The 24,296-nt window shown below is 68.7% G+C and carries 28 protein-coding genes; 23 read left to right on the top strand and 5 right to left on the bottom strand.

Annotated elements, in window-relative coordinates; all coding sequences use genetic code 11:
- Positions 1–2: 2 nt before the first annotated feature.
- Positions 3–794: a Crp/Fnr family transcriptional regulator gene (locus ACAM58_RS27375; RefSeq protein WP_018905992.1), complete on the bottom strand. Its 792-nt coding sequence runs from the start codon at positions 792–794 to the stop codon at positions 3–5.
- A gap of 212 nt (positions 795–1,006) precedes the next feature.
- Between ACAM58_RS27375 and ACAM58_RS27370 the strand changes: the two genes are divergently transcribed.
- The 4 genes from ACAM58_RS27370 to ACAM58_RS27355 all read left to right on the top strand — a co-directional run bounded on the left by ACAM58_RS27370 (position 1,007) and on the right by ACAM58_RS27355 (position 4,018).
- Positions 1,007–1,516: an ornithine carbamoyltransferase gene (locus ACAM58_RS27370; RefSeq protein ID WP_018905991.1), complete on the top strand. Its 510-nt coding sequence runs from the start codon at positions 1,007–1,009 to the stop codon at positions 1,514–1,516.
- A gap of 136 nt (positions 1,517–1,652) precedes the next feature.
- Entirely contained in the window at positions 1,653–2,306 is a 654-nt protein-coding gene (locus tag ACAM58_RS27365) for a BON domain-containing protein (protein ID WP_369664971.1), read from the top strand.
- Positions 2,303–3,025 carry an acetoacetyl-CoA reductase gene (gene phbB, locus ACAM58_RS27360; protein ID WP_018905989.1) on the top strand — a complete coding sequence of 241 codons (723 nt, stop codon included), beginning with the start codon at positions 2,303–2,305 and terminating at the stop codon, positions 3,023–3,025. The genes ACAM58_RS27365 and phbB overlap by 4 nt, the downstream gene beginning before the upstream one ends.
- Positions 3,026–3,028: 3 nt before the next feature.
- The gene (locus ACAM58_RS27355; protein ID WP_026284166.1) at positions 3,029–4,018 is read left to right on the top strand and encodes a zinc-dependent alcohol dehydrogenase family protein; all 990 of its coding nucleotides are present in this window, start codon (positions 3,029–3,031) and stop codon (positions 4,016–4,018) included.
- 510 nt (positions 4,019–4,528) lie between these two features.
- Here the strand turns inward: ACAM58_RS27355 and ACAM58_RS27350 are convergent.
- Entirely contained in the window at positions 4,529–4,930 is a 402-nt protein-coding gene (locus ACAM58_RS27350) for a hypothetical protein (protein ID WP_049809368.1), read from the bottom strand.
- Positions 4,931–4,946: 16 nt separating this feature from the next.
- Positions 4,947–5,369 (bottom strand): universal stress protein, encoded by a 423-nt coding sequence (locus ACAM58_RS27345; protein ID WP_018905985.1) that lies wholly within the window; start codon positions 5,367–5,369, stop codon positions 4,947–4,949.
- 137 nt (positions 5,370–5,506) lie between these two features.
- Here ACAM58_RS27345 and ACAM58_RS27340 point away from each other — a divergent pair, with 137 nt between their 5' ends.
- From ACAM58_RS27340 to ACAM58_RS27295, 10 genes are all read left to right on the top strand, one after another.
- Complete coding sequence (locus ACAM58_RS27340) at positions 5,507–6,034, top strand: flavodoxin (protein ID WP_027730823.1); 528 nt, start codon at positions 5,507–5,509, stop codon at positions 6,032–6,034.
- Positions 6,031–7,539, top strand: a complete 1,509-nt coding sequence (locus ACAM58_RS27335) for a trypsin-like peptidase domain-containing protein (protein WP_369664970.1) — start codon at positions 6,031–6,033, stop codon at positions 7,537–7,539. The genes ACAM58_RS27340 and ACAM58_RS27335 overlap by 4 nt, the downstream gene beginning before the upstream one ends.
- Positions 7,536–7,910, top strand: coding sequence for a TraR/DksA C4-type zinc finger protein (locus ACAM58_RS27330; RefSeq protein ID WP_018905982.1), 375 nt, complete (start codon positions 7,536–7,538; stop codon positions 7,908–7,910). Before ACAM58_RS27335 ends, ACAM58_RS27330 begins: the two co-directional genes overlap by 4 nt.
- A 158-nt stretch (positions 7,911–8,068) precedes the next feature.
- Positions 8,069–8,254 (top strand): CoA-binding protein, encoded by a 186-nt coding sequence (locus tag ACAM58_RS27325; protein WP_018905981.1) that lies wholly within the window; start codon positions 8,069–8,071, stop codon positions 8,252–8,254.
- A gap of 152 nt (positions 8,255–8,406) precedes the next feature.
- Positions 8,407–8,859: a universal stress protein gene (locus ACAM58_RS27320; protein WP_018905980.1), complete on the top strand. Its 453-nt coding sequence runs from the start codon at positions 8,407–8,409 to the stop codon at positions 8,857–8,859.
- Between the two features lie 41 nt (positions 8,860–8,900).
- Positions 8,901–9,554: a BON domain-containing protein gene (locus ACAM58_RS27315; protein WP_018905979.1), complete on the top strand. Its 654-nt coding sequence runs from the start codon at positions 8,901–8,903 to the stop codon at positions 9,552–9,554.
- A gap of 11 nt (positions 9,555–9,565) precedes the next feature.
- A complete protein-coding gene (adhP, locus tag ACAM58_RS27310) occupies positions 9,566–10,597 on the top strand; it encodes an alcohol dehydrogenase AdhP (RefSeq protein ID WP_027730821.1) in 1,032 nt (343 codons plus the stop codon).
- Positions 10,598–10,625: 28 nt separating this feature from the next.
- A complete protein-coding gene (locus ACAM58_RS27305; RefSeq protein WP_018905977.1) occupies positions 10,626–10,883 on the top strand; it encodes a BON domain-containing protein in 258 nt (85 codons plus the stop codon).
- 143 nt (positions 10,884–11,026) lie between these two features.
- Positions 11,027–11,773 carry a response regulator gene (locus ACAM58_RS27300; protein WP_018905976.1) on the top strand — a complete coding sequence of 249 codons (747 nt, stop codon included), beginning with the start codon at positions 11,027–11,029 and terminating at the stop codon, positions 11,771–11,773.
- Between the two features lie 4 nt (positions 11,774–11,777).
- The gene (locus ACAM58_RS27295) at positions 11,778–13,877 is read left to right on the top strand and encodes a PAS domain S-box protein (RefSeq protein WP_018905975.1); all 2,100 of its coding nucleotides are present in this window, start codon (positions 11,778–11,780) and stop codon (positions 13,875–13,877) included.
- Between the two features lie 18 nt (positions 13,878–13,895).
- On the opposite strand, the gene ACAM58_RS27290 is transcribed toward ACAM58_RS27295, so the two are convergent.
- Both ACAM58_RS27290 and ACAM58_RS27285 read right to left on the bottom strand, forming a co-directional pair.
- Positions 13,896–15,248, bottom strand: a complete 1,353-nt coding sequence (locus ACAM58_RS27290) for an MBL fold metallo-hydrolase (protein ID WP_018905974.1) — start codon at positions 15,246–15,248, stop codon at positions 13,896–13,898.
- Positions 15,249–15,289: 41 nt separating this feature from the next.
- On the bottom strand, positions 15,290–16,114 hold the full coding sequence (locus ACAM58_RS27285; RefSeq protein WP_027730820.1) for a universal stress protein: 825 nt from the start codon (positions 16,112–16,114) through the stop codon (positions 15,290–15,292).
- A gap of 191 nt (positions 16,115–16,305) precedes the next feature.
- On the opposite strand from ACAM58_RS27285, the gene ACAM58_RS27280 reads away from it, so the two are divergent.
- The 9 genes from ACAM58_RS27280 to ACAM58_RS27240 all read left to right on the top strand — a co-directional run bounded on the left by ACAM58_RS27280 (position 16,306) and on the right by ACAM58_RS27240 (position 24,287).
- Positions 16,306–16,653 carry a type II toxin-antitoxin system prevent-host-death family antitoxin gene (locus ACAM58_RS27280; protein ID WP_015865634.1) on the top strand — a complete coding sequence of 116 codons (348 nt, stop codon included), beginning with the start codon at positions 16,306–16,308 and terminating at the stop codon, positions 16,651–16,653.
- Positions 16,653–17,300, top strand: coding sequence for an AAA family ATPase (locus ACAM58_RS27275; protein WP_027730819.1), 648 nt, complete (start codon positions 16,653–16,655; stop codon positions 17,298–17,300). The genes ACAM58_RS27280 and ACAM58_RS27275 overlap by 1 nt, the downstream gene beginning before the upstream one ends.
- A gap of 364 nt (positions 17,301–17,664) precedes the next feature.
- The gene (locus ACAM58_RS27270) at positions 17,665–18,564 is read left to right on the top strand and encodes a LysR family transcriptional regulator (RefSeq protein ID WP_015865636.1); all 900 of its coding nucleotides are present in this window, start codon (positions 17,665–17,667) and stop codon (positions 18,562–18,564) included.
- A gap of 135 nt (positions 18,565–18,699) precedes the next feature.
- Positions 18,700–19,713 carry a Bug family tripartite tricarboxylate transporter substrate binding protein gene (locus ACAM58_RS27265; protein ID WP_369664969.1) on the top strand — a complete coding sequence of 338 codons (1,014 nt, stop codon included), beginning with the start codon at positions 18,700–18,702 and terminating at the stop codon, positions 19,711–19,713.
- 48 nt (positions 19,714–19,761) lie between these two features.
- Complete coding sequence (locus ACAM58_RS27260; protein ID WP_027730817.1) at positions 19,762–20,451, top strand: diguanylate cyclase; 690 nt, start codon at positions 19,762–19,764, stop codon at positions 20,449–20,451.
- Positions 20,448–21,374, top strand: coding sequence for an NAD(P)-dependent oxidoreductase (locus tag ACAM58_RS27255; protein WP_027730816.1), 927 nt, complete (start codon positions 20,448–20,450; stop codon positions 21,372–21,374). Before ACAM58_RS27260 ends, ACAM58_RS27255 begins: the two co-directional genes overlap by 4 nt.
- A gap of 29 nt (positions 21,375–21,403) precedes the next feature.
- Positions 21,404–22,381 (top strand): tripartite tricarboxylate transporter substrate-binding protein, encoded by a 978-nt coding sequence (locus tag ACAM58_RS27250; protein ID WP_369664968.1) that lies wholly within the window; start codon positions 21,404–21,406, stop codon positions 22,379–22,381.
- Positions 22,382–22,435: 54 nt separating this feature from the next.
- Positions 22,436–23,392, top strand: coding sequence for a tripartite tricarboxylate transporter substrate-binding protein (locus ACAM58_RS27245; protein WP_027730814.1), 957 nt, complete (start codon positions 22,436–22,438; stop codon positions 23,390–23,392).
- A gap of 7 nt (positions 23,393–23,399) precedes the next feature.
- Positions 23,400–24,287, top strand: a complete 888-nt coding sequence (locus tag ACAM58_RS27240) for an amidohydrolase family protein (RefSeq protein WP_027730813.1) — start codon at positions 23,400–23,402, stop codon at positions 24,285–24,287.
- The last annotated feature ends 9 nt before the right edge of the window (positions 24,288–24,296 follow it).

Below are 24,296 nucleotides of genomic sequence, written 5' to 3'. Positions count from 1 at the left end.
CCTTACTGCAGCATCACGGGCGCCGGCGCCAGGCAGCGCTGCACGAAGGCCGACAAGGCGCCCACATCAGGAATCTGCACGTCACGGCGGCCCTTTTCCACGAACTCGATCACCTTGTCGCGCGCCAGGCGCGACAGGGCCCGGCTCACGCTCTCGAGCGTCATGCCCAGGTAGTTGCCGATTTCGGCGCGCGTCATGCGCAGTGTGATCTGGTCGGTGCGCATGCCGCGCTCGGCCAGCGACTCGGCCCAGTAGCGCAGGAAGTCGGCCACCCGCGCATCGGCCGGCAGCGTGCACACCGACATCAGCGAATCGCGGTCATGGGCGATCTCGCGGCTCATCGCGGTGTGGAACACCTGCAGCAAGGCAGGCTCCGCAAGCGATGCGGCCAGCAGCGCCTCGTAGGAAACGACCCAGACCTCGCCCGTGTCCATGGCCACGGCGTCGCAGGAATAGTGGTTGGAGGCGATGCCGTCGAAGCCGAGCCAGTCGCCGCGGAACTTCAGCCCCACCACCTGTTCGCGCCCGTCCGCGGAGAGGTTCACGATCTTGAAGAAGCCCGAGTTCAGGATGTAGAGATTGCCGAACTGCTCGCCGGCCTGGTAGATCACGTCGCCGGCATGCACCACGCGGCGCTGCGGGGCCAGGCGCTCCTTCAGCAGCTGCTGCGTCTCCACCAGCTTCCGGCTGGCCCGCTCGTGGACCGCGATGCCGGTCTTCGGCACTGCTGCGCGTGCGGCGATGAATCCGTTCATCGCGGGTGCGGCGGCTTGGGTCAGGGACGGGTTGAACATTTGAAGAACTCCTGGTGTTGTCTGGTCGCGGGTCGATGGACGAATGCTAGGAAGCGCCCGGCAACACAGTGACAACGGCCGGAATCGGTGGGTAACGCTCGGTGAATGCTTTGTGTCCGGCGTGTATCAGCGCCGACGTGGCCGGCCTTGATCTGCATCAAGGCCGGCACGCCTTCCGGAGGTAGCCTTTGGCGTTCACATCCAGGGGGCCCATGCTCTTTCCCTTCGAGGACCACAATTTCTCGGCCTTCCATGCGCTGTCGCCTCAGGACGAGACGGCCCTGGTGAGCCGTGCGCGACTGCTGCAGGCGGCATTCCTGCGGGGCATTCCCTCGACGCAACTCAAGGGGAAGAAGCTCGGCATCCTGTGCGACGAGAGCAACGACGGAAGCGAGAGCCAACTGCTGTTCCAGCGCGCGGCCAGGGAACTGGGCGCGCATGTGGCGATCATCCGCCCCGCGCTCTCGAACCTCGGCAACTCCGGAGAAATCGAGCACACCGCGCGCGTGCTCGGCCGCTTCTACGATGCGCTCGAGTGCCAGGGCATGGCGCCCGAAGTGGTGCGGCAGATCGGACGGCATGCGGGCATTCCGGTCTACGACGGCCTTGCCTGCGCGGGCCACTCCACCGCCCGGCTTGCCGCGCTGCTCGACGAGCGGACCTCGCCGGCGGAAAACAGGCGCTTCGTGCTGCAGGCGCTGCTGTCGGGCAGCGTCGCCTGAGGCGCCGCGGGCCTCAGCAGCACGCGGATTGATCCAGCGCAATACCGCGGGCGCGCAACCTTCCTACAGTGGATCCACGGTCGCAGGCGGCTTCTCGCGGGACCGTTCAACCTCCATTCACTGCAAGGAACCCCCCATGAAAACCGATGCCCAATTGCGGGACGACATTCAGGCGGAGCTGGCCTGGGATCCGTCGTTCAAGGCTTCCGATGTCGGCGTGATCGTCAAGGACGGCGTGGTGACGCTGACCGGCCATCTGGCGAGCTTTGCCGAGAAGTACGCCGTCGAACGCGCGGTGCAGCGCGTGCACGGTGTGAAGGCCGTGGCCGTCGAGATCACGGTCAAGCTTCCGTTCGACCACGAGCGCACCGACGCCGACGTCGCACAGGCCGCCGAGCGCGCACTGGAATGGAATGTGCTGGTGCCGGACGGCAAGATCCACCCGATGGTGGAAAAGGGCTGGCTCACGCTCAACGGCGAGGTCGAGTGGGACTACCAGCGCCGCGCCGCGGAAAGCGCCGTGCGCACCCTGATGGGCGTGCGAGGCGTGTCCAACCTGGTCACAGTCACGCCCAAGGCCAGTCCCGCGGACGTCGAGAAGAATATCCACGATGCGCTCGCGCGCCAGGCCGAACGCGAGGCCAGGCACCTGGCCATCACGGTGACCGGCTCGCAGGTCACGCTGCGCGGCAAGGTCCATTCCTGGGCCGAGCGCAATGCGGTGCAGGGTGCGGCATGGGCGGCGCCGGGCGTTTCGGTGGTCGTGAACGATCTCGCGGTGGACAATTGACACGCGTCGCGCTGGTCACCGGCGGAACCTCCGGCATCGGCGCGGCCACGGCCGAGGCGCTGCAGTCTGCCGGCTATCGCGTGGCGGCCAACTACGGCAGCCGCTCCCAGGTTGCCGAGGCATTCACCGCGCGCACCAGTATTGCCGCCTTTGCCTGGGACGTGGCCGATGCGCAGGCCTGCGCGGCCGGCGTGGCGCGCGTGGAGGCGGAGCTGGGCCCGGTGGAGGTGCTCGTCAACAATGCGGGCATCACGCGCGATGCGATGCTGCACAAGATGAGCTTCGAGCAATGGAAAGAGGTGCTCGACGTCAACCTCGGCGGCTGCTTCAACATGTGCCGCGCGGTCATCGGCGGCATGCGCGAGCGGCGCTTCGGGCGCATCGTGAACATCGGCTCGGTCAACGGCCTTTCCGGACAGCTGGGCCAGACCAACTACGCAGCGACCAAGGCCGGATTGATCGGCTTCACCAAGTCGCTGGCGCTCGAAGGTGCTTCGCGCAACATCACGGCCAACGTGGTGGCCCCGGGCTACACCGACACCGCCATGGTCGAGGCGGTCGATGCCGGGGTGATGGCGCACATCCTGGCGAGCATTCCGGCCGGCCGTCTGGCCACGCCGGCAGAGATCGCGCGCGGCGTCGTGTTCCTTGCTTCCGACGACGCAGGGTTCATCACCGGCACCACGCTGTCGATCGACGGCGGCAAGTACATGGCCTGAACCATGCACGCAATGGTCCTGAGCGCGGCGCTGCTGCCGCTCGAACTGCAGCGGCGCAAGACACCGGTTCCCGGTGCGGGCGAGCTGCGCCTGCGCGTTCTGGCCTGCGCGGTCTGCCGCACCGACCTGCACATTGCCGACGGCGATCTGCCGCTGCCCGTGCTGCCGATCGTGCCCGGGCACGAGATCGTCGGCGTCGTGGAGGCGCTCGGCCCCGGTGTGGAGGGCTGTCGCATCGGCGATCGCGTGGGTGTGCCATGGCTGGGCCACAGCTGCGGCTGCTGCGACTTCTGCATCGCGGGCCGCGAGAACCTGTGCGATGTGCCGCGCTTCACCGGCTACCACCGCGATGGCGGCTTCGCGAGCCACGTGATCGCCGAGGCCGCGTTCTGCCTGCCGCTGACCCTGCCCGAAGCGGATGCCGCGCGCATTGCCCCGCTGCTGTGCGCCGGCCTGATCGGTTGGCGCAGCCTGAAGGCGGCCGGCGAAGGCGCGCACCGCCTGGGACTCTTCGGCTTTGGCGCAGCGGCGCACCTGGTGACGCAGATGGCCGTGGCCCAGCGTCGCGAGGTCTATGCATTCACCCGGTCCGGCGACCACGAGGCGCAGGCTTTCGCGCGCAGCCTCGGCGCCCGATGGGCTGGCGGCTCGAGCGCATGCCCGCCCCAGCCGCTGGACGCGGCCATCATCTTTGCGCCCGCCGGCATGCTGGTGCCGGCGGCGTTGCGAGCGGTGCGCAAGGGTGGCCGGGTAGTGTGCGGCGGCATCCACATGAGCGACATCCCGGCCTTTCCCTATCGCTGGCTCTGGGAGGAGCGCAGCATCGTGTCGGTGGCCAATCTGACCCGTGCCGACGCCCGCGAGTTCCTGGCCTTCGCACAGGCGCATCCGCTGCAGGTGCACGTCAAGACCTATCCATTGCTGCAGGCCAACGAGGCACTGGCCGACCTGCGCGCCGGCCGGATCGAAGGGGTCGCGGTCCTGGTGCCCTGAACGGGCGCCGCAGGTGACCTCGCGCAAAGCACCGGAATGCAGGCGCGGGCCAGCACATCGCGCGAGACGCCCCCGAGAAGACGCTCGCGCAGCCTGCGCGATGCTCTACCGCGGCTTCGATGCCGTGCCGCCGCAGCCAGCCCTCGGCTTCACCGCAGCGCCGCGCACCGAGAACGCCGCCTCGCGGCCCCCGTCCCATGCCATGCCACCAGCACCTTGTCTCCAACCGCATCGAAGCGGCCTGTGCGAGGCAGATGAGCACGGATCCCCCGGCATGCAGCATCACTTCTTCCGAGAGGCGCACGTCGAAGGACAGCGGGTCCAGGCCGCGAAGCGGCGCGGCGCGGCTTTGGGCGCTGCGGTCCTGCAGCATGTGCGCGCCCAGCGACAGGCACTGTGCGCCGCAGGTCTCGAGCATCGCGGGCGTGTGCAGGCCAACACTCCACTGCGCCTTGCAAAGCGCCAGCGGGAAGGTGAAGTCGCCGGACATGATCGCGCCGGTGCGCAGGCCTACCGCGCAGGCGGCTGGAGGCGCTCCCGGTCCTGCATCATCTGCATGGTCATGTCCTTCATGGCCATGCAGCGCTTCATCATGTCGTCGGAGGGCGCGCCGGACTGCGGGGCCGGCGCGGCGCCCATCTCGCACATCATCGACATCCCGCCCTGCATGGCCTTCATGTGTTCGGCCATCAGCGCCTGGCGTTCCTGGGGGGTCCTGGCGGCCATCATCTTCCGGTGCATCTCGCGCATCTGCGCCATCTGCTGCTCCGACTTCATCGCCGCGGGCGCGGTCGCTGCAGGCGGATGGTGCCGCAGATGATCCTTGTCCTTCTGATCGTCCGCCGAAGTCAGCGCGGTGCAGCCGGCCAGGAAGACCAGTGCAATCGATCCCAATGTGCGAAGTGTGTTCATGGCGATTCTCCTGTGTTCAGCGCACCAGCAGCACGGGCACCGTGCAGCGGGCCAGTACCTTCATTGCCACGGACCCCAGCACCAAGTTCTTCAGCGCACCCTGCCCGTGCGATCCCATGACCACGAGGTCGAACTTCCCGTGCTCCGCAAAGTTGGCGATCTCGTCGGCGGCATGGCCGACCTTGTGGGCGAACGCCGCCTCGATGCCGTGAAGAGCGAGCGCGGCGCGCACCGGCTCCAGGACGACGCGTGCCTCGTCTTCATAGTAGGTATGCGCGAGATCCGGCCCCGCGAAGGCCGCCGCGCGATGGGGCACCGGAAGCACCGCATTGAAGACCGTGAAGGCATGGCCTGCGTTCGACCACTCCTTGTGCGCAGCCAGGTAGTCGAGCATGCGAGCCGTGTATTCGCTGCCGTCCACGGCGAGAAGGATTTTCATGAGGTTCCTTTGTTGGCTCTTTGGAGATGAGCGGATGTTCGCCGCCGGCCGGCAGCTGCGTCTTGTTCCAGATCAAGGCAGTCGCGACGCGCGCGGCCTACATTGATTGCTCCATGAACACACACCAAGGGTGAGCCATGAACAAGATCCTCGTGGTCGTCTACTCCTACACGGGAACGTCGCGCAAGGTGGCGCAGCTGCTGTGCAGCCAGCAGGGCTGGCCCATGGCCGAGATCGCCGAGATCCGGCCGCGCGCCGGCGCCCTCGGCAGCTTTCGTTGCCTGCTCGATTCACTCTTTCGCCGACACCCGGCGATCCGCTGCGACGGTCCGAAGACGAAGGACTTCGACGCCGTGGTGCTGGTGTCGCCGATCTGGGGACAGCGCCTTGCCGGACCGATGCGCAGCTTCGTCGGCACGCGGCGCCATCACCTGCCCGACGTGGCGGTGATCTCGGTCACGGGGGGAAGCGGCGCGCCCCATGCCGTGGCAGAGATCAGCCGGCTGATCGGCCGCGCGCCAATCCTGGACACGGCGTTCACCACGCGCGAAGTCGACAGCGGCAGCTTCGCCACCCGGCTGCAGGCCTTCGGCACGGCCGTGCGCAGTGCCGAGGGCACGCAGTCGGCGGTCCGGCCCGTCGTGCTGTCGCCCCAGGCGGTTTGACCGGGCCTGCCGTGCGGTCGATCCGGCGCATCATTCTTGCCACCGCATGCGGCGGCCTGCTCGCGGTGCTCGCAGCTTGCGCCACCGCGCCCGCAACCGCACCGGTCGCGGCGCCGCCATCGGGCACGGGCCCGTCCCCGGCACCGGTCTTTTCCTCGCTTGTCGCAAGCCGCAGCGCTTCGGTCGTCGACATCAGCACGCTGCGCATCGGGCGCGACCAGAATCCGGAAGACATCGAACTGGAGATCGCGCCCGAGCGCGACTTTGCCGACCGCCTCGCCTGGCCGCTGCCGGCCAGCGTGCGCATCAGCCAGATCCGCGACCTGGCCTCCGGCGTGATCATCAGCAGCGACGGCCTGATCCTCACCAGCGCGCACGTGGTCGTGAACATCGACGAGGCCCAGGTCCGTCTCGACGACGGCCGGCACTTCACGGCACGCGTGGTCGGCGCCGACAAGCGCACCGATGTCGGCCTGCTGAAGATCGACGCCACCGGCCTGTCCGCCGCCGTCATCGGAGACTCCTCGCGGCTTGCGCCGGGCGACTGGGTGGCGGCCATCAGCGCGCCGTTCGGATTCCACGGCAGCGTCACGGCGGGCGTGGTCAGCGCGGTGGACCGCCTCGTGGGCGGCGCCGGCGACGTCCCCCTCATCCAGACCGACGTCGCCATCAACCCGGGCAGTTCCGGCAGCCCGCTGTTCGACAGCCGCGGCGAGGTCGTCGGCATGAATTCGATGATCTACAGCGGCAGCGGCGGCTACATGGGCCTGTCGTTCGCGGTGCCCATCAACCTGGCGATGCGGATCGCGACGCAGCTGCGCGCGCGCGGCAGCGTCCGGCGCGCCCACCTGGGCGCGGAGTTCCAGGAGATGACGCCCGAGCTGGCCCAGTCGTTCGCACTGCCGGCAGCCGCCGGCGCACTCGTGGTCCGCGTCGAAGCCGACAGCCCGGCGCATGCGGCCGGCCTCGTGCAGGGAGACATCGTGACGGCCTTCGACGGCCTTGCGGTCTCGCGCCTGACCGCACTGCTGCGCCAGATCGAGGACCGTGTCCCGGGCGACCGCAGCCGCATGGAGGTCTGGCGGCACGGCGCACAGCGCACCGTCTGGATCACGCCCTCGGAGCAGCCGGTGGCCAGGACCTCCCTGCTGCCCGCCGCCGCGCCTGAATGGAACGACGGCCTGGGCCTGAGTCTTGGCGAAGTGTCCGCGGCGCAGAAGGCGCAGCTGCGCATCGACAGCGGCCTGCTGGTGCGCGACGCCACCGGGCTCGCACGCAGCGAAGGCATCCGCGCCGGCGATTTCATCGTGGCCCTCAATGACATGCGCCTCGATCGCATCGACCAGTTCAGGCAGGCCCTGTCGCACATGCCGGTCGGCCGGCCGATCGCACTGCTGGTGCTGCGCGACGGGCGCCTGGCGTATGTCGCGGTGCGCATGCCGGAACAACGGGCCGCCGCGGCAATACCTTTTCTTCGAACGCCGATTTCAACGAGAACGCAATGAAACATCTGAACGCCACCGACCGCGACATGCTGGCCCGGCAACTCGAGCTCATGAAGAGCCAGGTCCTGCAGGAGCTGCGCGAAAGCACCCCGGGCCTCCAGCCAGGCACGGCCGACGATGCACACGAGGTGCGAAGCCATGCCGACGAGGCCGAGAGCGAGCGGCAGGACGACGTGCGCTTCGCGGAGATCGAGGTCGACCGCCTGCGATTGAGCCAGATCGAGCAGGCGCAGCAACGCATCGCCGAAGGCCGCTACGGCCTGTGCATCGATTGCGGCGAGGACATCCCGCGCGACCGCCTGCTGGCGCAGCCCATGGCCATCCGCTGCGCCGCCTGCCAGGCGCTGGCGGAGGCGGGCCACCGCCGCTGACCGGTGCCGGCCTCGCCGAGCCGGGCAAGGGCCGAACCATCCGGAGATTCCATTGAGCATCCGCCATCTCGATCGCCTGCTGTCGCCGGCCTCGGTCGCCGTATTCTGCGCGCCGGCGCTTTTTCCGGACCGGTCTACGGGGTAAATCGAAGCACGCCATGCTGGACGGCGTGCCGGTGTTCGCCCGGGCCTCGCAGTTGCCCGCCGCACCCGACCTGGCCCTGATCTGCACGCCGCCGCACACGGTGGCCGGGCTGATCGGAGAACCCGGCGCGCTCGGCACCCGCGCCGTGGTCATCGTGACCGCGGGAAGAGTGCGCTGGTACATGCCGGATCCATCATGAAGTGGAGTGTGGCTGCCAGTCTCCGCACAGTTCCCTGCCGCTGGTTTGACATGGCGCAAGCCCGCGCCTGCGACCCGGCCGAAAAATCGAAGCGTTCGCCGATCGGCCGGTAGCGAACCTCCCTTCAGCCCGGCCCAAAGGAAGACAGCGCCATGTACCATCGCATTCTTGTTCCCATCGACGGCAGCCCCACTGCGGAACGCGGGTTGCGCGAGGCCATCCGCCTGGCGGCCGAGCAAAAAGGAAAACTGCGCCTGCTGCACGTCATCGACGACTTTCCGATGTTGATGGAAATGTCGACCATCTCCAGCTTCGATGCCAGCCTGCAGAAGCTGCGGGAGTACGGGGAATCCGTGCTGGCGGCCGGCAAGGCCGCCGCAGCGCAGTCGGAAGTCGAGGTCGACACCATCCTGCGCGAGGTCACGCGCGGACGGATTGCCGACGTCGTGATCGAAGAGGCCAAGAACGCCGCATGCGACCTGGTCGTGATGGGCACCCATGGCCGGCGCGGCTTCAGCCGCCTTGCGCTCGGAAGCGACGCCGATCTTGTCGTGCGCGGCAGTCCGGTGCCCGTGCTGCTGGTGCGACAGGAACCGGGCGCCTGACCGGCGCGGTGCAGCGATACCAGCCAAGGAACAGGAATCCAATGAAATCCGACACACAGCTCAGGGCCGACATCCAGGCCGAACTCGAATGGGATCCGGCCATCGCTTCGGCGAATGTGGGCGTCATCGTCGATCACGGCGTGGTCACGCTGACGGGCCATATCGGCAGCTATGCCGAAAAACTCGCGGTGGAACGGGCGGTGCAGCGCGTCAGCGGCGTGAAGGCGCTGGCCATCGAAACCTCGGTGAAGCTGGCCGCCGGCCTCGAACGCACCGATGCCGACATCGCACAGGCCGTCGGGCACGCGCTCGAATGGAACGTGCAGGTCCCGCGCGACGCGGTGCGGCCGATGGTCGAGGGCGGATGGGTCACGCTGACCGGCGAAGTCGAGTGGGACTACCAGCGCCAGGCCGCGGAATCGACGGCTCGCAACCTGTTGGGCGTCACCGGCATCACGAACCTAGTGAAGATCAAGCTGCAGACGTGTTCCGCGGACGTGGAACGCCAGGTCCAGGACGCGCTCATCCGCGTGTTCCACGATGCGCCGCGGCAGGTGGCGGTCGACGTTCACGGCTCGCAGGTCGTGCTGCGCGGCAAGGTGCGTTCCTGGGCGGAGCTGGAAGCGGTGCGCGGCGCCGCCTGGTCCGCGCCAGGAGTGGTTTCGGTAGTCAACGAGCTGGCCGTCGAGGCCTGAGGAACAAGTCCATGCAAACCATGAAGGCTGCCGTCGTACGGGAATTCGGCCAGCCCCTGCAGATCGAGGAAGTTGCCATTCCGCAGGTCACAGCTGGCCAGGTGCTCGTGAAAGTGGTCGCCTCGGGCGTGTGCCACACCGATCTTCACGCCGCCGATGGCGACTGGCCCGTGAAGCCTTCGCTGCCCTTCATTCCGGGGCACGAGGGCGTGGGCTTCGTCGCGGCCATCGGTGCCGGCGTCAAGGGCGTGAAGGAAGGCGACCGCGTGGGCGTGCCCTGGCTCCACACGGCCTGCGGCCACTGCGAACACTGCATCACCGGCTGGGAAACGCTGTGCGACGAGCAGCAGATGACCGGCTACACCGTCAACGGCGGCTACGCCGAATACGTGCTGGCCGACCCGGGCTACATCGGGCGGCTTCCCGCCAACGTGGGCTTCACCGAGATCGCTCCCGTGCTGTGCGCCGGCGTCACGGTCTACAAGGGCCTGAAGATGCTCGACTGCAAACCGGGCGACTGGGTGGTGGTCTCGGGCGTCGGCGGCCTCGGCCATCTGGCCGTGCAGTACGCGAAAGCCATGGGCTTCCATGTGGTGGGCGTCGACATCCACGACGGCCAGCTCCAGCTGGCAAAGGAACTCGGCGCGGACATGGTCATCAATGCCGCCACCCAGGATCCCGTGAAGGAATTGCAGCGCAGCTTGCGCGGCGCGCACGGCGTGCTGGTCACAGCGGTCTCGCGCAGTGCGTTCGGCCAGGCGCTGGGCATGCTGCACAAGCGCGGCACGATGGCCCTGGTGGGCCTGCCGCCCGGCGACTTTGCGCTGCCGATCTTCGACATGGTGCTCAACGCCAAGACGGTGCGAGGCTCGATCGTGGGCACACGCAAGGACCTGCAGGAGGCGCTGGAGTTTGCCGGCGAGGGCAAGGTGCGAACCGTCTGCACCGAGGACAGCCTGGACAACATCAACACCGTGCTCGACCGCATGCGGCAGGGCCGGATCGAGGGCCGCGTCGTGATGCGGATCGCCGAGGCCCAATAGGAAGCCGCTCTTCTTCGAAAGGTTTGAAATGAACCCCGATATCCAACTCAGGCATGAGGTCTTTGCCCAGCTGAACTGGGATCCGGCGGTGGTCGGCTGCGATGTGGACGTGCGCGTGAAGGACGGCGTGGTCACCTTGCAGGGCCAGCTGGCCAGCAAGCACCTGATTGCCGCGGTCGAACGGGCCGTGCGCCGCGCCGAAGGTGCCACCACCATCGTGAACAGGCTGACGACCGCGGGTTCCGCGAACAATTCCGTCAACAGCGCTTCGCTGCCCAGCGTGTGAAGGTGCTGCGGATCGTGTCCGGCGGTGGTCGCATCGCCCCTCCTGCTCCAGCAGAATTGCAAGTCGCCTGCAGGCCGCTCGTGCTACGCTTGTGCAGCCCTTAACAATGCTGTGACATTCGGCATCGAATCCACGCTTTACGGATGAAATCCGCCTCTCACATCGCGGTACTGGACGACGAGATCGACATCACGCAGCTGCTGGCCAACTACCTTCAGAGCCACGGCTTTCGCGTGACCCAGCTGCACAACGGCCCTTCCTTGATGGCGCTGATGGACAGCGACCCCGCCGACCTCGTGCTTCTCGACCTCGGGCTGCCCGGCGAGGACGGCTTCTCCATTGCCCGGCGCATGCGCGAGAACTGGCGCTGCGGTCTGGTCATCGTCACCGGCCGCGGCGACGCGGTGGACAAGGTCGTCGGCCTGGAGGTGGGCGCGGACGACTACGTGACGAAGCCCTTCGACCTGCGCGAGCTGGTGGCGCGGGTCAAGGCCGTGCTCAGGCGGCTGGCGCCGGGCGACGTCCCCGCTGTCCCTGCCGCTGCGCCGGGAGCCTCCGCCCCAGGGATCTCCGATCGGCTGCGCTTCGCCGGCTGGCAGCTCGACCTCGCGGCGCGCAGCCTGACGAACCCGCAGGGACAGAACATACCGCTCACCGGCGGCGAATTTGACCTGCTCTGCGCTTTTGCGCGCCACCCCGGGCGCGTGCTCTCGCGCGACTTCCTGCTCGAGCAGACGCGCGGGCGCGAAGCCGCCCCATTCGACCGCACCATCGACGTGCAGGTCGGCCGGCTGCGCAAGAAGATCGAGGCCGATCCGGACGATCCGCAGATCGTCAAGTCGGTGCGGGGCGCGGGCTACATCCTGGTTCCGCCCGTCACGCAGGGCTGAGTTCATGAAGCCGCCCTCCTCCCCGATCGCTCCCTCCCTGCCGGGACTGCCTTCGGGCGTTGAAGAGAGCAGCGTCTTCCGTTCGCTCTTCATTTCCTATCCCGACTCGCTGCTGCTGGTCGACCAGGCCGGCCGCATCGTGCTGGCCAACCCCGCGGCAGCCAGCGTGCTGGGTTATGCGGTCGACGAGTTGGTGGGGCTGAATGTCGACGCGCTGGTGCCCGACAGCATCCGCCCGCGCCATGCCTCCTACCGCGAGGCCTACGGCCGGGCGCCGCGCCCCAGGCCCATGGGCACGCAGATGGAACTGGTCGCCAAGCGCAAGGACGGCAGCGAGGTGATGGTCGAGATCGCACTCAGCCCGCTACAGAGCCAGGGCCTGCCGTTCGTGGTGGCCGCCATTCGCGACATCGGCGCCTATCCCCGCGTGAAGCAGGCGCTGCAGCGGGCGCGCTACAGCGACTATCTCGCGCAGCTGGGCCGCCTGGCCGTGGACACCCGCGACCTGCAGGTGGTGCTCGACCACGTGCCCGCCATGGCCGCGGAAGCGCTGGAGGTCGAGGTGGCCATGGTGCTGCTGCTGGAGAACAGCCGCCTCGAATTCCGCGTGGCCAGCGGCGTGGGCCTGGTGCCCGGAGAAGAAATCGGTGCGCGCATTCCAAGCCATGCGAACACGCCGCCCGGCTTCGTGTTTGCCGAGGGGCGGCCGGTGGTGGTGACCGACTACCGCGAAGAGCGGCGCTTCGCGGTGCCGCAGGCCTACCTCGATGCCGGGCTGGTCAGCGCGTTGGCCGTGCCCTTCTACGACCGGGGCCGCTTCATCGGCGTCCTGGCCGTGCGATCGCGCGAGGCCAAGCGCTTCGGCGACGAGGAGCTGCGCTTCCTTGAATCGCTCTCCAACCTGCTGGCCACCAGCCTGCAGCGGGTGCAGACCGAAGAGGCGCTCAGCCACGCCCAGCGGCTCGAAAGCGTCGGCCAGCTTACGGGCGGGATCGCGCACGACTTCAACAACCTGCTCACCATCATCCAGGGCAACCTGCAGGTGCTCGAAGAGCTGCCCGCCATTGCGCAGGACGGCTATGCCCAGCAGCTGGTGGGCGCCGCGGCGCGCGCTTCGCGGCGCGGTGCCGAGCTCACTGGCAAGCTGCTGGCCTTTTCGCGCCGGCAGATGCTGCAGCCCAATGCGGTGGACACGCATGCGATGCTGCATTCCCTGGCCGACATGCTGCGGCGCACGCTCGATCAGCGCATCGCCATCGCGATCGATGCCGCGCCGGGCTGCCCGCCGGTGCTCGCCGACCCCGGACAGCTCGAATCGGCATTGCTGAACATTGCCATCAACGCGCGCGACGCCATGCCCGAGGGTGGCACGCTGCACTTTCGCGCCGAGGCCTGCGGCGCGCTGCCGCCCGAGGTGCACAACGAGCTCAGCGACCACGATGCGCACGGCAGCTTCGTTGCCATTTCGGTGGCCGACAGCGGCACGGGCATGACCGAGGAAGTGAAGGAGCGCGCCTTCGAGCCGTTCTTCACGACCAAGGAAGCCGGTCGCGGCACCGGCCTGGGCCTGAGCACGGTGTACGGGTTCGTGAAGCAGTCCAAGGGCGCCGTGGCCATCGCCACGCAGCCGGGCGCGGGAACGACCGTGACGCTCTTCCTTCCCCAGCTGTACGACCCGGTCCCTGCGGCCGCGGAGGAAGAAGACGGCGAGCAGGCGATTCCCGCCGGCCTGCGGGTCATGCTGGTCGAGGACGACGCCGAAGTGCGCCGCGTCGTCCATACCTTTCTCGTGACGCTCGGCTGCAGCGTGGTGACCGCGGCCAATGCCGAGCAGGCCCTGCTGAGCATGGAAACGGATGCGGATTCCTTCGACGTGCTGCTCAGCGACATCGCGCTCGGGCCCGGCATGCGCGGAACCCGGCTCGCCGCCGAGGCGCAGCAGCGCTTTCCGCAGCTCGCCATTCTCCTGATGTCGGGCTTTTCGTCGGAGCTGCTCGACGCCGACCGCGACGTGCCGCAAAGCTGGGAGCTGCTGCGCAAGCCCTACACGCGCGGCGAACTCGCGCGCGCGCTGGCCAAGGTGCTGGCGGCCGCACGGCCATAGCGGACGGCTGCAGCCCCTTCACAGCTCCCGCGATTCGCGGTATTCCGGAACGGTGCACGGCCAGCCGTAGCGCTCCTCGACGGCCAGCCGCAGCGCATCGGCGGCCACGGGCTCCCCGTGCGTCACGAACACCCGCCGCGGCGCTTTCTGCGGCGAGAGCCAGGCCAGCAGCTGCTCGCGGTCGGCATGGGCGGACAGGGTCTCGAGGTTCGCCACTTCGGCGCGGACCGGCACGTAGGTGCCATGGATCTTCACCGCGTCCGCGCCGCCCACCAGCGCGGCGCCGCGGGTGCCCGCGGCCTGGAAACCCGCGAACAGGATCGTGTTGCGGGCATCGGGCGCGTAGGCCTTCAGGTGATGCAGCACGCGGCCGCCGGTGGCCATACCGCTGGCCGACACGATGATCGACGGATAGCTCAGCGTGTTCAGGCGCTTGGACTCTTCCAGCGTGTTGACGATGATGGTCTTCCCGCTCATCTCGGCGCATTGCTCGGCGCTCATGCGGTGCTCGTCCAGGTGCGCCTTGTAGAGCCGCGTGGCATCTGCGGCCATCGGGCTGTTCAGGTACACCGGCATGTCCGGAATGCGGCCTTCGCGCTTGAGCAGCTGTATGCAGTGCAGCAGGGTCTGGGCGCGGCCCACCGCGAAGGCCGGCACCACCAGCACCCCGCCGCGCGCGGCCGTGCGGTTGATCACCGCGGCCAGTTCGCCGAGCGCATCCGCCTGCAGGTGCCGGCGGTTGCCATAGGTGGACTCCACCACCACGTAGTCGGCCGGCGCGGCCTGCTGCGGCGGCCGCATCACCAGGTCGTCGCTGCGACCCAGGTCGCCCGAGAACAGGATGCTGCCTTCCTTCCATTCCACGCGCACGCTGCCCGCGCCGAGGATGTGGCCGGCGCGCGCCAGCCGCCACGACCAGCCCGGCCAAGGCGAGCATTCTTCGTCGAAGGCGACGCATTCGAAGCGCTTCAGCGCGGCACGCGCTTCCTGCTCGGTGTAGAGCGGCAGCGCCGGCTTGTGCTTCGAGAACCCGTGCCGGTTGGAAAAGGCGGCTTCTTCCTCTTGCAGCCGGCCCGAATCGGGCAGCAGCAGTTCGCACAGTTCGCGCGTGGCGGCCGTGCAGTACACCTTCCCTTTGAAGCCGAGCTTCACGAGCCGCGGCACGAAGCCGCTGTGGTCCATGTGGGCGTGCGTCAGCAGCACGGCGTCGATGGCCGACGCGTCGAAGGGCAGCGCGTCCCAATTGCGCAGCCGCAGCTGCTTGAGCCCCTGGAACAGACCGCAGTCCACCAGCAGCCGCCGGCCCTCCTGCGTGAGCAGGTACTTGGAACCGGTCACGGTGCCGGTTCCGCCTAGAAAATCGATGCGCATGGCGGCTCCTGCGTTCCTGCGTATTGGGGGACGGTTCGTCGTCAGCGCGACATCAGCACCGGCAGCGTCATCGACTCGAGCATCGTGCGCGTGGCGCCGCCCAGGATCCATTCGCGCGCCCGGCTGTGGCCGTAGCAGCCCATCACAAGCAAGTCCGCGCCCAGATCCGCAGCCAAGGACAGCAGCCTGTTGCCGGCATCCCCTTCTCCGGTGCCGTCGGCATGCGGCGAGACATCGGCAATCCCCTGGGCGGCAAGATAGCGCTGCAGTTGCTTCAGGGATGCTTCGGCGCCTTCGCCATAGCAGGCCGCATGCACCTTCGAGGCGGCGCGCAGCCAGGGCAGCGCGGCCGAAACCGCGCGCGCGGCCTCGGGGGTTTCCTTCCATGCCAGCAGCACGGTGCCGGGTGCCGCAACCAGTGCACCCGCATAGGGCAGCACCAGCGCGGGCCGTCCGCTTTCCACCAGCAGGCGCGGCAGGAAGTCGCCGGGCAGTTCGGAGGCCATGGGATCTTCGGGATGGCGCTGCCCCAGGATCACCAGATCGGCGTACAGCGCACGGCGGGCGAAACCCCATGGCGCGTCGCTCTCCTGCTCGGTCCAGTGCATGCGGGGCGAACCGGCGGCCTGGGCCGTGAAGCTCGCGTACATCCTGTCCCGCGCGGCCTTGTCGCTCTGCTGCATGATCGCGACGGCCTCTGCGGCGCCCTCCAGCGCGAACGGATAGCGCATGAGCGCGGGCAGGGTGCACGGAGCACCCGTCACTTGCGCGTCGAAAGCCTCGGCCAAGCTTCGCGCGAAGGCGATGCACTCCGCCGTGCGCGCCGAGCCGTCGAGGTGCAGGAGAATCGATTTGGGGGTCGGCATGGCGGAAGCTCCTTCGGGAATGCGGGCCCAGTTGCGGGCATATGCGCAGACCTTAGGCCGCGCGGGCCGCGCCGGCCTTGCGCCATATCAATCGGGGCGCCTGCAGTCCGGCTGGCGGCAAAAATGGCTTTCGCGGTGCCTTTTGTCCATTTTTGCCATTTTTGCCATAATGGCGCTCAAAGGAGCACACCATGGCCGCCATCCTGCCAAACCTCGATGAACTGCCGCGTCAGAACGCATCCCAGGTCAAGAACCGCTGGGGCGACGTGGTCCGCCAGGTCCAGAAGACCGGCAGCCTGGCCGTGACCAACCATTCGACGGTGGAGATGGTGCTGCTGACCGCAGCCACCTACAACCAGCTGGTGGAAGACGCGCAGGCGCTCAAGGCGCGCGAGCAGTCGGTGCTCGACGAACTCGGGCGCCGCTTCGACGTGCGCCTGGGCGTGCTGCAGCAGCCCGAAGCAGCCGCGCAGATGGGCAAGCTGTTCGCCGCCAAGGGCAAGCTCGGGCGCCGCCCGAAGGCGGGCGACACCTTCTGATGGCGGCGGCCGCCCGCCCCTTCATCCTGGTGCTGGCCGGTGTCAACGGCGCGGGCAAGAGCTCGGTCGGTGGTGCCCTGCTCGCCGAGCACGGCCTGACCTGGTTCAACCCCGACACCTGCGCGCGCGAGCTCATCGCGCAGCTCGGGCTCACGCCCGAAGAGGCGAACGCCCGCGCATGGAACCTCGGCCGCGAGCGGCTGGAAGCGGCCATCGCGCAGCGTTCCAACTACGCCTTCGAGACCACGCTGGGCGCGAGCACCATTCCCGCGCTGCTCGCGCGCGCCGCGTCGAGCCACGACGTGGTCATGATCTTCTGCGGACTCTCTTCGCCCGAGCAGCACATCGCCCGCGTGCGGGCGCGCGTGGCGCGCGGCGGCCACGACATTCCAGAGGCCAAGATCCGCGAGCGCTGGATCGCCTCGCGCGCCAACCTCATCAAGCTGCTGCCCAAGCTCACGCGGCTGCAGGTCTTCGACAACAGCGCGGAGGCGCCGCCCGGCGGCGACATTGCGGATCCGGTGCTGGTGCTCGAGCTGAGCGCGGGCGAGCCCGTCTTTCCGCAGCCAGGCGACCTGGCCGCGCTCGCGGCCACGCCGGCCTGGGCGCGGCCGATCGTGCAGGCGGCGATCGAGCTGCTGGGCTGAGGCCTCGCCGGACTGAGCCGAGGGCGGAAGAGAGGATGCCGCCGGCCTCGAGGACCCGCACTGCAGGCGGGTGCCAAAGGCCACCTCTACCAGCGCCGGCAAGCATCCATTGCAGTGTGGCTCGCGAACGTGAAGCGCAGATGACTTGGCGGGGAGCGGCCGGGCTCGGCAGAGTAACGGATCGAAACTCCGCTGGTTCCGCAGCCGAGGGCTGGACAGGCGCCAACCCTGAACGGAACGCCGATCCCGAGATGCTGGGCGCTATATTGCGAACAGCCCGTGTCCACCGTGCACGGGACAAGACCACTCGCTCGAAGGCCCCGGCGCCACGCGTCGCGCAAGAGCAAAACCAGGAGATTTTTTTTTGGACCTGCGCGACCTGCAGTACTTCGAGGTCATTGCCGAACTCGAGCACATGGGCCGCGCCTCGGAGCGGCTGCACCGCACCCAGCCTGCGCTGACGAGTTGCGTCAAGCGCCTGGAAGAAGCCTGCGGCGCGGCCCTGTTCGAGCGAACGGGCCGCGGCATCCGCCTCACGGCCGCCGGCAAGGCCTTGCTCAAGTGGGCGCAGCGCACGCGCTTCGATGTGGAAAGCGCGCGCCGCGAGATCGGCGACATTGGCCGCGGCCTGGCCGGCAACATCCGCATCGGCATCGTGCCCACGGCCGCGCAGTTCCTGCTTCCACCAGCGGCGCGGGAGCTGATGGGCGAGGCGCCGGGCATCACGCTTCGCACGACGGTGGCGCTGGGCGACATCCTGACGCCGCTGCTGCGGTCCGGCGAGATCGACCTGATGGTCGGCACCGAGGGCACGCAGGAGCCGGGCTTCACCTCGAAGCTGCTCGCCGAAGACCCGATCGTGGTTGCCGCGACCAGCTCGCACGAGATATTCAAGAAGGCCAAGCCGACGCTCAAGGACCTGGCCGGCTACCGCTGGGTGCTGCAACCGCCCGGCGCGCCGACGCGCGACTGGCTGGACCAGACCTTCGACCGCAGCCACCTGCCGCGGCCCCAGGTGCAGGTGGAAAGCACGATGCTGCTGATGCTGCCGAGCCTGATCGACGAGACCGGCCTGCTGAGCTTCATCTCGCGGCTGCACCTGCAGGAAGGCCGCTCGGGCGCGGCGCTGCGCGAGGTCAAGGTCCGGGGCGTGACGATGCGCCGGCGCATGGTCGTCACCTACCGCGAGAGCGGCTACCTCTCGCCGGCAGCGCAGCGCCTGGTGGTGCTGCTGGCCAGGCACGGGCGTTTCCGGTCGCGCTGATACCCCAAGCGGCATTTATCGGTTCCAAGAAATTATCGATTGGACCGCTGGCGAAGCAGCGCAAATACTTGCCTCCATCGAACGCACCGGACCCGCTTCACAGGGCCGGGCAGTTCGGCCACAGGAGACAAGTTCATGCCCTCATTCCCGCTTCGTGCCGGCGCTTCGCGTCGTCGTCTCGCCATCGCCGCCGCAGCACTGGTGGCCGGCGCCACCCTCCTCGCACCTGCCGGCGCTCTTGCGCAGGCCCCGTATCCGTCGCGGCCGATCCGGCTGATCGTGCCGTTCCCGGCCGGCGGCGGCACCGACCTGGTTGCGCGTGAAGTTGCCAACAAGGTCGCCACCAGCAATGGCTGGTCGATCGTCATCGACAACAAGCCCGGCTCGGGCGGCAACCTCGGGGTCGATGCGGCCGCTAAGTCAGCGCCCGACGGCTACACGCTGGTGCTCGGCCAGACCAGCAACCTGGCGATCAATCCCACGCTCTACGCCAGGCTGCCCTACAACCCCGAGAAGGATCTGACGCCGATCGGCCTCGTTGCCAGCGCGCCGCTGGTGCTGGTGGTGGCGGCCGACTCGCCGTACAAGACGCTGGCCGACGTGGTGGCCGCGGCCAAGGCCAGGCCCGAGGCGCTCAACTACGCGAGCTCGGGCAGCGGCACCGTGGCGCACCTGGCGACCGAGCTCTTCCAGAAGACCGCCAGCGTCAGGTTCACGCACGTGCCCTACAAGGGCGCCGCGCAGGGATCGACCGACCTGATCGGCGGCCAGGTCCAGATGTACATGTCCTCGGTGCCGACGCTGATCGGGCACATCAAGAGCGGCAAGATGCGCCCGATCGTCGTCACCTCGCGCAAGCGCACCGCCGACCTTCCCGGCGCGCCAACGGTGGACGAGTCGGGCTACAAGGGCTTCGAGGCCGCGACATGGTTCGGCGTTGCGGGCCCGGCCGGCCTGCCGAAGGACGTGGTGGCCAAGCTCAACGCGGCGTTCAACAAGGCGCTGCAGGACCCCGAGGTCAAGCGCAAGCTCGCGAGCCAGGGCGCCGAGGTGAAGGGCAGCACGCCGGAGGAGTTCGGCGCCTACATCCGCGAAGAAATGGTGCGCTGGGGCAAGGTCGTCAAGGACTCGGGCGCCAAGGTCGATTGAGGCGCACGCCGCACTGAACCCCCCTCTTCATTCCTCCAAGAGAAACCCATGTCCTCCAACCCTCCCGACATCATTCGCAATTTCGAGCGCGTGCCCGCACACGTCGTGGCGCAGGCCGCGCAATTCCAGCCCGCCATCCTGGCCGACGTGGCCGGCCGCCGGGGCGCGATGCATGGCCGCATCAAGGCGCTGCGCCCGCGCATGAAGCTGGCCGGTCCCGCCTTCACGGTGGAAGTGCGCCCCGGCGACAACCTCATGATCCACGCCGCCATCGCGATGGCCAGGCCCGGCGACGTGCTGGTGATCGACGGCAAGGGCGACCAGGGCTCGGCGCTCATGGGCACCATCATGATGACGGCCTGCCAGAAGCTGGGCATCGCGGGCGTGGTGATGGACGGCGCCTGCCGCGACAGCCTTGAGATCGACGAGATGGACTTTCCCGTGTTCTGCGTGGGCACCAACCCGAACGGCCCGACCAAGAACATCGCGGGGCGCATCGGGCATCCCGTCTCGGTCGGAGACGTCACGGTGCGCGCCGGCGACTTCGTGATTGCCGACGGCGACGGCGTGGTGGTGGTGGAGCGCGAAAGGATCGAGGAGCTGCTGCCCGCGGCGGCCCGCAAGGTCAGCGACGAGGCCGCACGCATTGCCGCCATCAAGGAAGGCGACACCGCGGCCAAGTGGCTGAACAGCGCGCTGCGCACGGCCGGCGTGCTCAAGGAAGGAGAGGCCCTGTGAGCACCATCCTGGTGACCGGCGCCGACCTCGCGCCGCAAGCCATCGCGCTGCTCGAGGGCCACGAGATCGTCTACGCCGGCAAGGCGCCGACCGAAGACGACCTGGTGGCGCTGTGCCGCGCGCACGACCCGGTGGCCATCATCGTGCGCTACGGCAAGGTCGGCGTCGCGGTGATGGACACGGCGCCCTCGCTGCGCGTGATCTCCAAGCACGGCAGCGGCACCGACACCATCGACAAGGCCGCGGCCCAGGCGCGCGGCATCGAGGTGGCCGCGGCCGTGGGCGCGAACGCCGCCGCGGTGGCCGAGCAGGCGCTGGCCCTGCTGCTGGCCTGCGCCAAGTCGGTCGTGACGCTGGACGCGCGCATGCATGCCGGCCACTGGGACAAGGCCACGCACAAGAGCCTCGAACTCGGCGGACGCACCATCGGGCTGGTCGGCCTGGGTGCGATCGGGCTGCGCTTTGCCCGCATGGCCGATGCACTGGGCATGCGCGTGATCGGCTTCGATCCCTATGCCGCGAATCTGCCGACCCATGTGACGCCGGTCGACCTGCCGGCGATCTGGCGCGAGTCCGATGCGATCTCGCTGCACTGCCCGCTGACGGAAGACAACCGCGGCATGGTCAACGCCGGGACGCTGGCGCGGTGCAAGCGGGGCGTGATCCTGGTGAACACCGCGCGCGGCGGCCTCGTCGACGAGGCGGCGCTGCTGGCCGCGGTGCGCTCGGGGCAGGTCGGCATGGCGGGCCTGGACAGCTTCGCGGCGGAGCCCATGGCCGCCGGCCACCCGTTCCAGGGCGAGAAGAACTTCGTGCTGAGCCCGCACATCGGCGGCGTGACCGGCGATGCCTATGTGAACATGGGCGTCGGCGCGGCGAAGAACGTGTTGCAGGTGCTCGCACGGCAGCCGGCCACAAACTGAACGCCGCTTCGAACAACGAGAGACAAGCTATGAAGATCCATCTGGCGACGATGTCGCTGGCCGCTTCAATGGGGCTGTGCGCAGCACTGCCCGCCGCTGCACAGACAGCCTGGCCCGCCAAGCCGGTTCGAATCCTTGTGGGCTTTTCCGCGGGCGGCCCGACCGACGCCGTCGCGCGCGCATTCGCCGAGCATGCCGCGCGCGCGCTCGGCCAGCCTTTCGTGGTCGACAACAAGCCGGGCGCCAATACGATCCTGGCGGCGGAAGCCGTGGCCGCAGCCGCACCGGATGGCTACACCTTGCTGCTGGGCGCGACCAACCACACGATGATCCCGGCGCTCTACAGCCATCGGGTGAAATTCGATGCGGTCCGTTCGTTCGCCCCGGTGTGCTCGCTGGCAGTGAGTCCGACGGTGCTGGTGGTCGGGCCGACGATGGCCGCCAATACGGTCGGCGAGTTTCTGCGGGAGGTGAAGGCAGCGCCCGGCAAGCGCACGTATGCCACGCCGGGAAGCGGCAGCTCCGGCCATTTCGCGAGCGAACAGTTCACGCGGCTGACCGGCACCTCGATGAACCACATTCCCTACAAGGGCGCCGCCCAGGCCATAACCGACCTGATGGGCGAACAGGTGGACAGTTCCTTTGCAACCCTGGGGTCGGTCCTTCCGCAAGTGCAAGCCGGCAAGCTGCGCGCACTCGCGGTCGCCGCGCCCCAGAGTTCGGCGCTGCTTCCGGGCGTGCCGACCTTCGAGGAGGCCGGCATCAAGGGCTACTCCGCCGACGCCTGGTATGGCTTGCTGGCACCGGCGCAAACGCCGCCACAGGTCCTGGCCGCGCTGCGGCGCGTGGCGACCGGGTTTGCCAGCGCGCCCGCAACGATGGAGAAGTTGCGGATGCTCGGAATGGAAGCGCGGAGCACCTGCGCCGACGCGTTTGGCGCACAGCTCGCCAACGAAGTGAAGGCCTATGGCGAGCTCGCACGCGCCCTCGACCTGAAAGCAGAGTGAGCGGATGCGCCGCGCTCTTGCTCCTGCCTACCCAACCATTCATCGATACGACACATGAAAACCTTCATCCGCCGCGCGCTGGCAATCTGCTTCCTGGCTGCAGCCTCGGCGAATGCCGCCTTTCCCGAGCGTCCGATCACCTTGGTCGTCCCCTACGCGCCCGGCGGCTCGGCCGATGCGTTGGCGCGCGTGCTCGCCGTGCGCATGGGCGTGAAGCTGGGCACCAGCGTGATCGTCGACAACCGCCCCGGCGCGAGCGGGACCATCGGCGCGAGCTTTGCCGCCAAGGCCCCGGCCGACGGCTACACCGTGCTCTACGACGCCACGCCCTACTCCATCAATCCGCACCTGTTCCCGCGCATGCCGTACGCGGCCAATGCGCTGCAGCCGCTGGCGCTGGTCTCGCTGGCGCCGAACATCCTCATCGTCAGGGCCGAGTCGCCGATCAAGGACGTGAAGGACCTGGCCGCCAAGGCCAAGGCCGCGCCGGGCAAGCTGAACTTCGCCTCCGGCGGCAGCGGCACCGTGCAGCGGCTGGCGGCGGAGCTGCTGCGCCAACGGCTCGACCTCGACATGGTGCACGTCGGCTACAAGAGCGGCGGACCCGCCATCGTCGATGTGACCGGCGGCCAGGTCGACTTCATGTTCAGCACCATCGCGGCGTCTTATCCGCTGGTGTCCTCGGGCAAGCTGCGGGCGCTCGCGATCTCGTCGCCCGAGCGCTCAAGGCGCCTGCCGGACGTGCCGACGGTGGCCGAATCGGTCGTGCCGGGCTACGAGGCCTTCGAATGGAACGGCCTGCTGCTGCCGGCCGGCACGCCGGAGTCCGTCGCCGGGAAGCTGCACAAGGCGCTGGTCGAGGTGCTGAAGGAAGACGAGGTGAAGCAGCGCTTCACCGACGTCGGCGTGCAGGCCGTCGGCTCCACGCCGGCCGAGTTCACGGCCTTCCTGAAGAAGGAAGACGCGAAGTGGGCCGAGGTGATCCGCAAGGGCAACATCAAGCTCGACTGACGCGCCGATGGCCGATCTCCCGCTCACGCATCCCGTGCCGCATTCGGTCGGGCTCGATCGCCCGTCGCGCAGGCTGCCCGCCAACGCCTGCGACAGCCACATGCACATCTTCGATCCGCGCTTTGCGCCCTCGCGGCACTGGAAGCGGCAGCCGCCCCGTGCCGAGGTCGCCACCTATCACCAACTCCAGCAGCGGCTGGGCACGTCGCGCACGGTGGTCGTGAACCCGTCGACCTATGGCACCGACAACGCCTGCATGCTCGACGCGCTGGCACAGCTCGGAACGAGCGCGCGCGGCGTCGCGGTGGTCGGCACCGAGGTGGACGATGCGCTGCTCGAGCGCCTCGCGGCGCAGCGCGTGTGCGGATTGCGCGTGAACTTCGTGACGCCGCAATCCTGGGGCGCCACCACGCCGGAAATGCTGGCGGCGCTCGCGCGCAAGGTGGCGCGCCTGGGATGGCACATCCAGCTCTTCGTTCACCCCGGGCAGCTGGTCGAACTGGCGCCGGTACTCGAGGCCTTGCCCACCTCGCTCGTGATCGACCACATGGCGCGCATCGATCCCGCCGAAGGGCCGGCCGGCGCGGCCTTCGCCACACTGCGCCGGCTGCTCGACAAGGGCAATACCTGGGTGAAGCTGTCCGGCGTCTACATGCGCTCGCGAGAGGGTGCGCCGGCCTATGGCGACGCCCATGCGCTGGGACGTGCGCTGGTGCAGGCTGCGCCGGAGCGCATGCTCTGGGGCAGCGACTGGCCCCACACCACCGAGGTACCGGACACCGTCGACGACGCCGGCCTGGTGGACGTGCTGCGCGCCTGGTGCGGCGACGACGGCGTGATGGACCGTATCCTCGTCGACAACCCGGCACGGCTCTACGGCTTCGGCGAGGCCTGACCGCTACGA

This window comes from Variovorax sp. V116 (genome assembly GCF_041154435.1).
GTDB classification, from domain to species: Bacteria; Pseudomonadota; Gammaproteobacteria; order Burkholderiales; family Burkholderiaceae_C; genus Variovorax; species Variovorax paradoxus.
This window is presented reverse-complemented; position numbering and strand designations above follow the sequence as displayed.

Coding starts and splice junctions, on each gene's coding strand:
- ACAM58_RS27350 (WP_049809368.1), bottom strand. CDS start 4,930: ATGAACACACTTCGCACATTGGGATCGATTGCACTGGTCTTCCTGGCC.
- ACAM58_RS27300 (WP_018905976.1), top strand. CDS start 11,027: ATGAAATCCGCCTCTCACATCGCGGTACTGGACGACGAGATCGACATC.
- ACAM58_RS27275 (WP_027730819.1), top strand. CDS start 16,653: ATGGCGGCGGCCGCCCGCCCCTTCATCCTGGTGCTGGCCGGTGTCAAC.
- ACAM58_RS27250 (WP_369664968.1), top strand. CDS start 21,404: ATGAAGATCCATCTGGCGACGATGTCGCTGGCCGCTTCAATGGGGCTG.
- ACAM58_RS27355 (WP_026284166.1), top strand. CDS start 3,029: ATGCACGCAATGGTCCTGAGCGCGGCGCTGCTGCCGCTCGAACTGCAG.
- ACAM58_RS27280 (WP_015865634.1), top strand. CDS start 16,306: ATGGCCGCCATCCTGCCAAACCTCGATGAACTGCCGCGTCAGAACGCA.
- ACAM58_RS27290 (WP_018905974.1), bottom strand. CDS start 15,248: ATGCGCATCGATTTTCTAGGCGGAACCGGCACCGTGACCGGTTCCAAG.
- ACAM58_RS27370 (WP_018905991.1), top strand. CDS start 1,007: ATGCTCTTTCCCTTCGAGGACCACAATTTCTCGGCCTTCCATGCGCTG.
- ACAM58_RS27240 (WP_027730813.1), top strand. CDS start 23,400: ATGGCCGATCTCCCGCTCACGCATCCCGTGCCGCATTCGGTCGGGCTC.
- ACAM58_RS27325 (WP_018905981.1), top strand. CDS start 8,069: ATGCTGGACGGCGTGCCGGTGTTCGCCCGGGCCTCGCAGTTGCCCGCC.
- ACAM58_RS27295 (WP_018905975.1), top strand. CDS start 11,778: ATGAAGCCGCCCTCCTCCCCGATCGCTCCCTCCCTGCCGGGACTGCCT.
- ACAM58_RS27285 (WP_027730820.1), bottom strand. CDS start 16,114: ATGCCGACCCCCAAATCGATTCTCCTGCACCTCGACGGCTCGGCGCGC.
- ACAM58_RS27340 (WP_027730823.1), top strand. CDS start 5,507: ATGAACAAGATCCTCGTGGTCGTCTACTCCTACACGGGAACGTCGCGC.
- ACAM58_RS27330 (WP_018905982.1), top strand. CDS start 7,536: ATGAAACATCTGAACGCCACCGACCGCGACATGCTGGCCCGGCAACTC.
- ACAM58_RS27365 (WP_369664971.1), top strand. CDS start 1,653: ATGAAAACCGATGCCCAATTGCGGGACGACATTCAGGCGGAGCTGGCC.
- adhP (WP_027730821.1), top strand. CDS start 9,566: ATGCAAACCATGAAGGCTGCCGTCGTACGGGAATTCGGCCAGCCCCTG.
- ACAM58_RS27305 (WP_018905977.1), top strand. CDS start 10,626: ATGAACCCCGATATCCAACTCAGGCATGAGGTCTTTGCCCAGCTGAAC.
- ACAM58_RS27260 (WP_027730817.1), top strand. CDS start 19,762: ATGTCCTCCAACCCTCCCGACATCATTCGCAATTTCGAGCGCGTGCCC.
- ACAM58_RS27315 (WP_018905979.1), top strand. CDS start 8,901: ATGAAATCCGACACACAGCTCAGGGCCGACATCCAGGCCGAACTCGAA.
- ACAM58_RS27375 (WP_018905992.1), bottom strand. CDS start 794: ATGTTCAACCCGTCCCTGACCCAAGCCGCCGCACCCGCGATGAACGGA.
- ACAM58_RS27245 (WP_027730814.1), top strand. CDS start 22,436: ATGAAAACCTTCATCCGCCGCGCGCTGGCAATCTGCTTCCTGGCTGCA.
- ACAM58_RS27345 (WP_018905985.1), bottom strand. CDS start 5,369: ATGAAAATCCTTCTCGCCGTGGACGGCAGCGAATACACGGCTCGCATG.
- ACAM58_RS27320 (WP_018905980.1), top strand. CDS start 8,407: ATGTACCATCGCATTCTTGTTCCCATCGACGGCAGCCCCACTGCGGAA.
- ACAM58_RS27265 (WP_369664969.1), top strand. CDS start 18,700: ATGCCCTCATTCCCGCTTCGTGCCGGCGCTTCGCGTCGTCGTCTCGCC.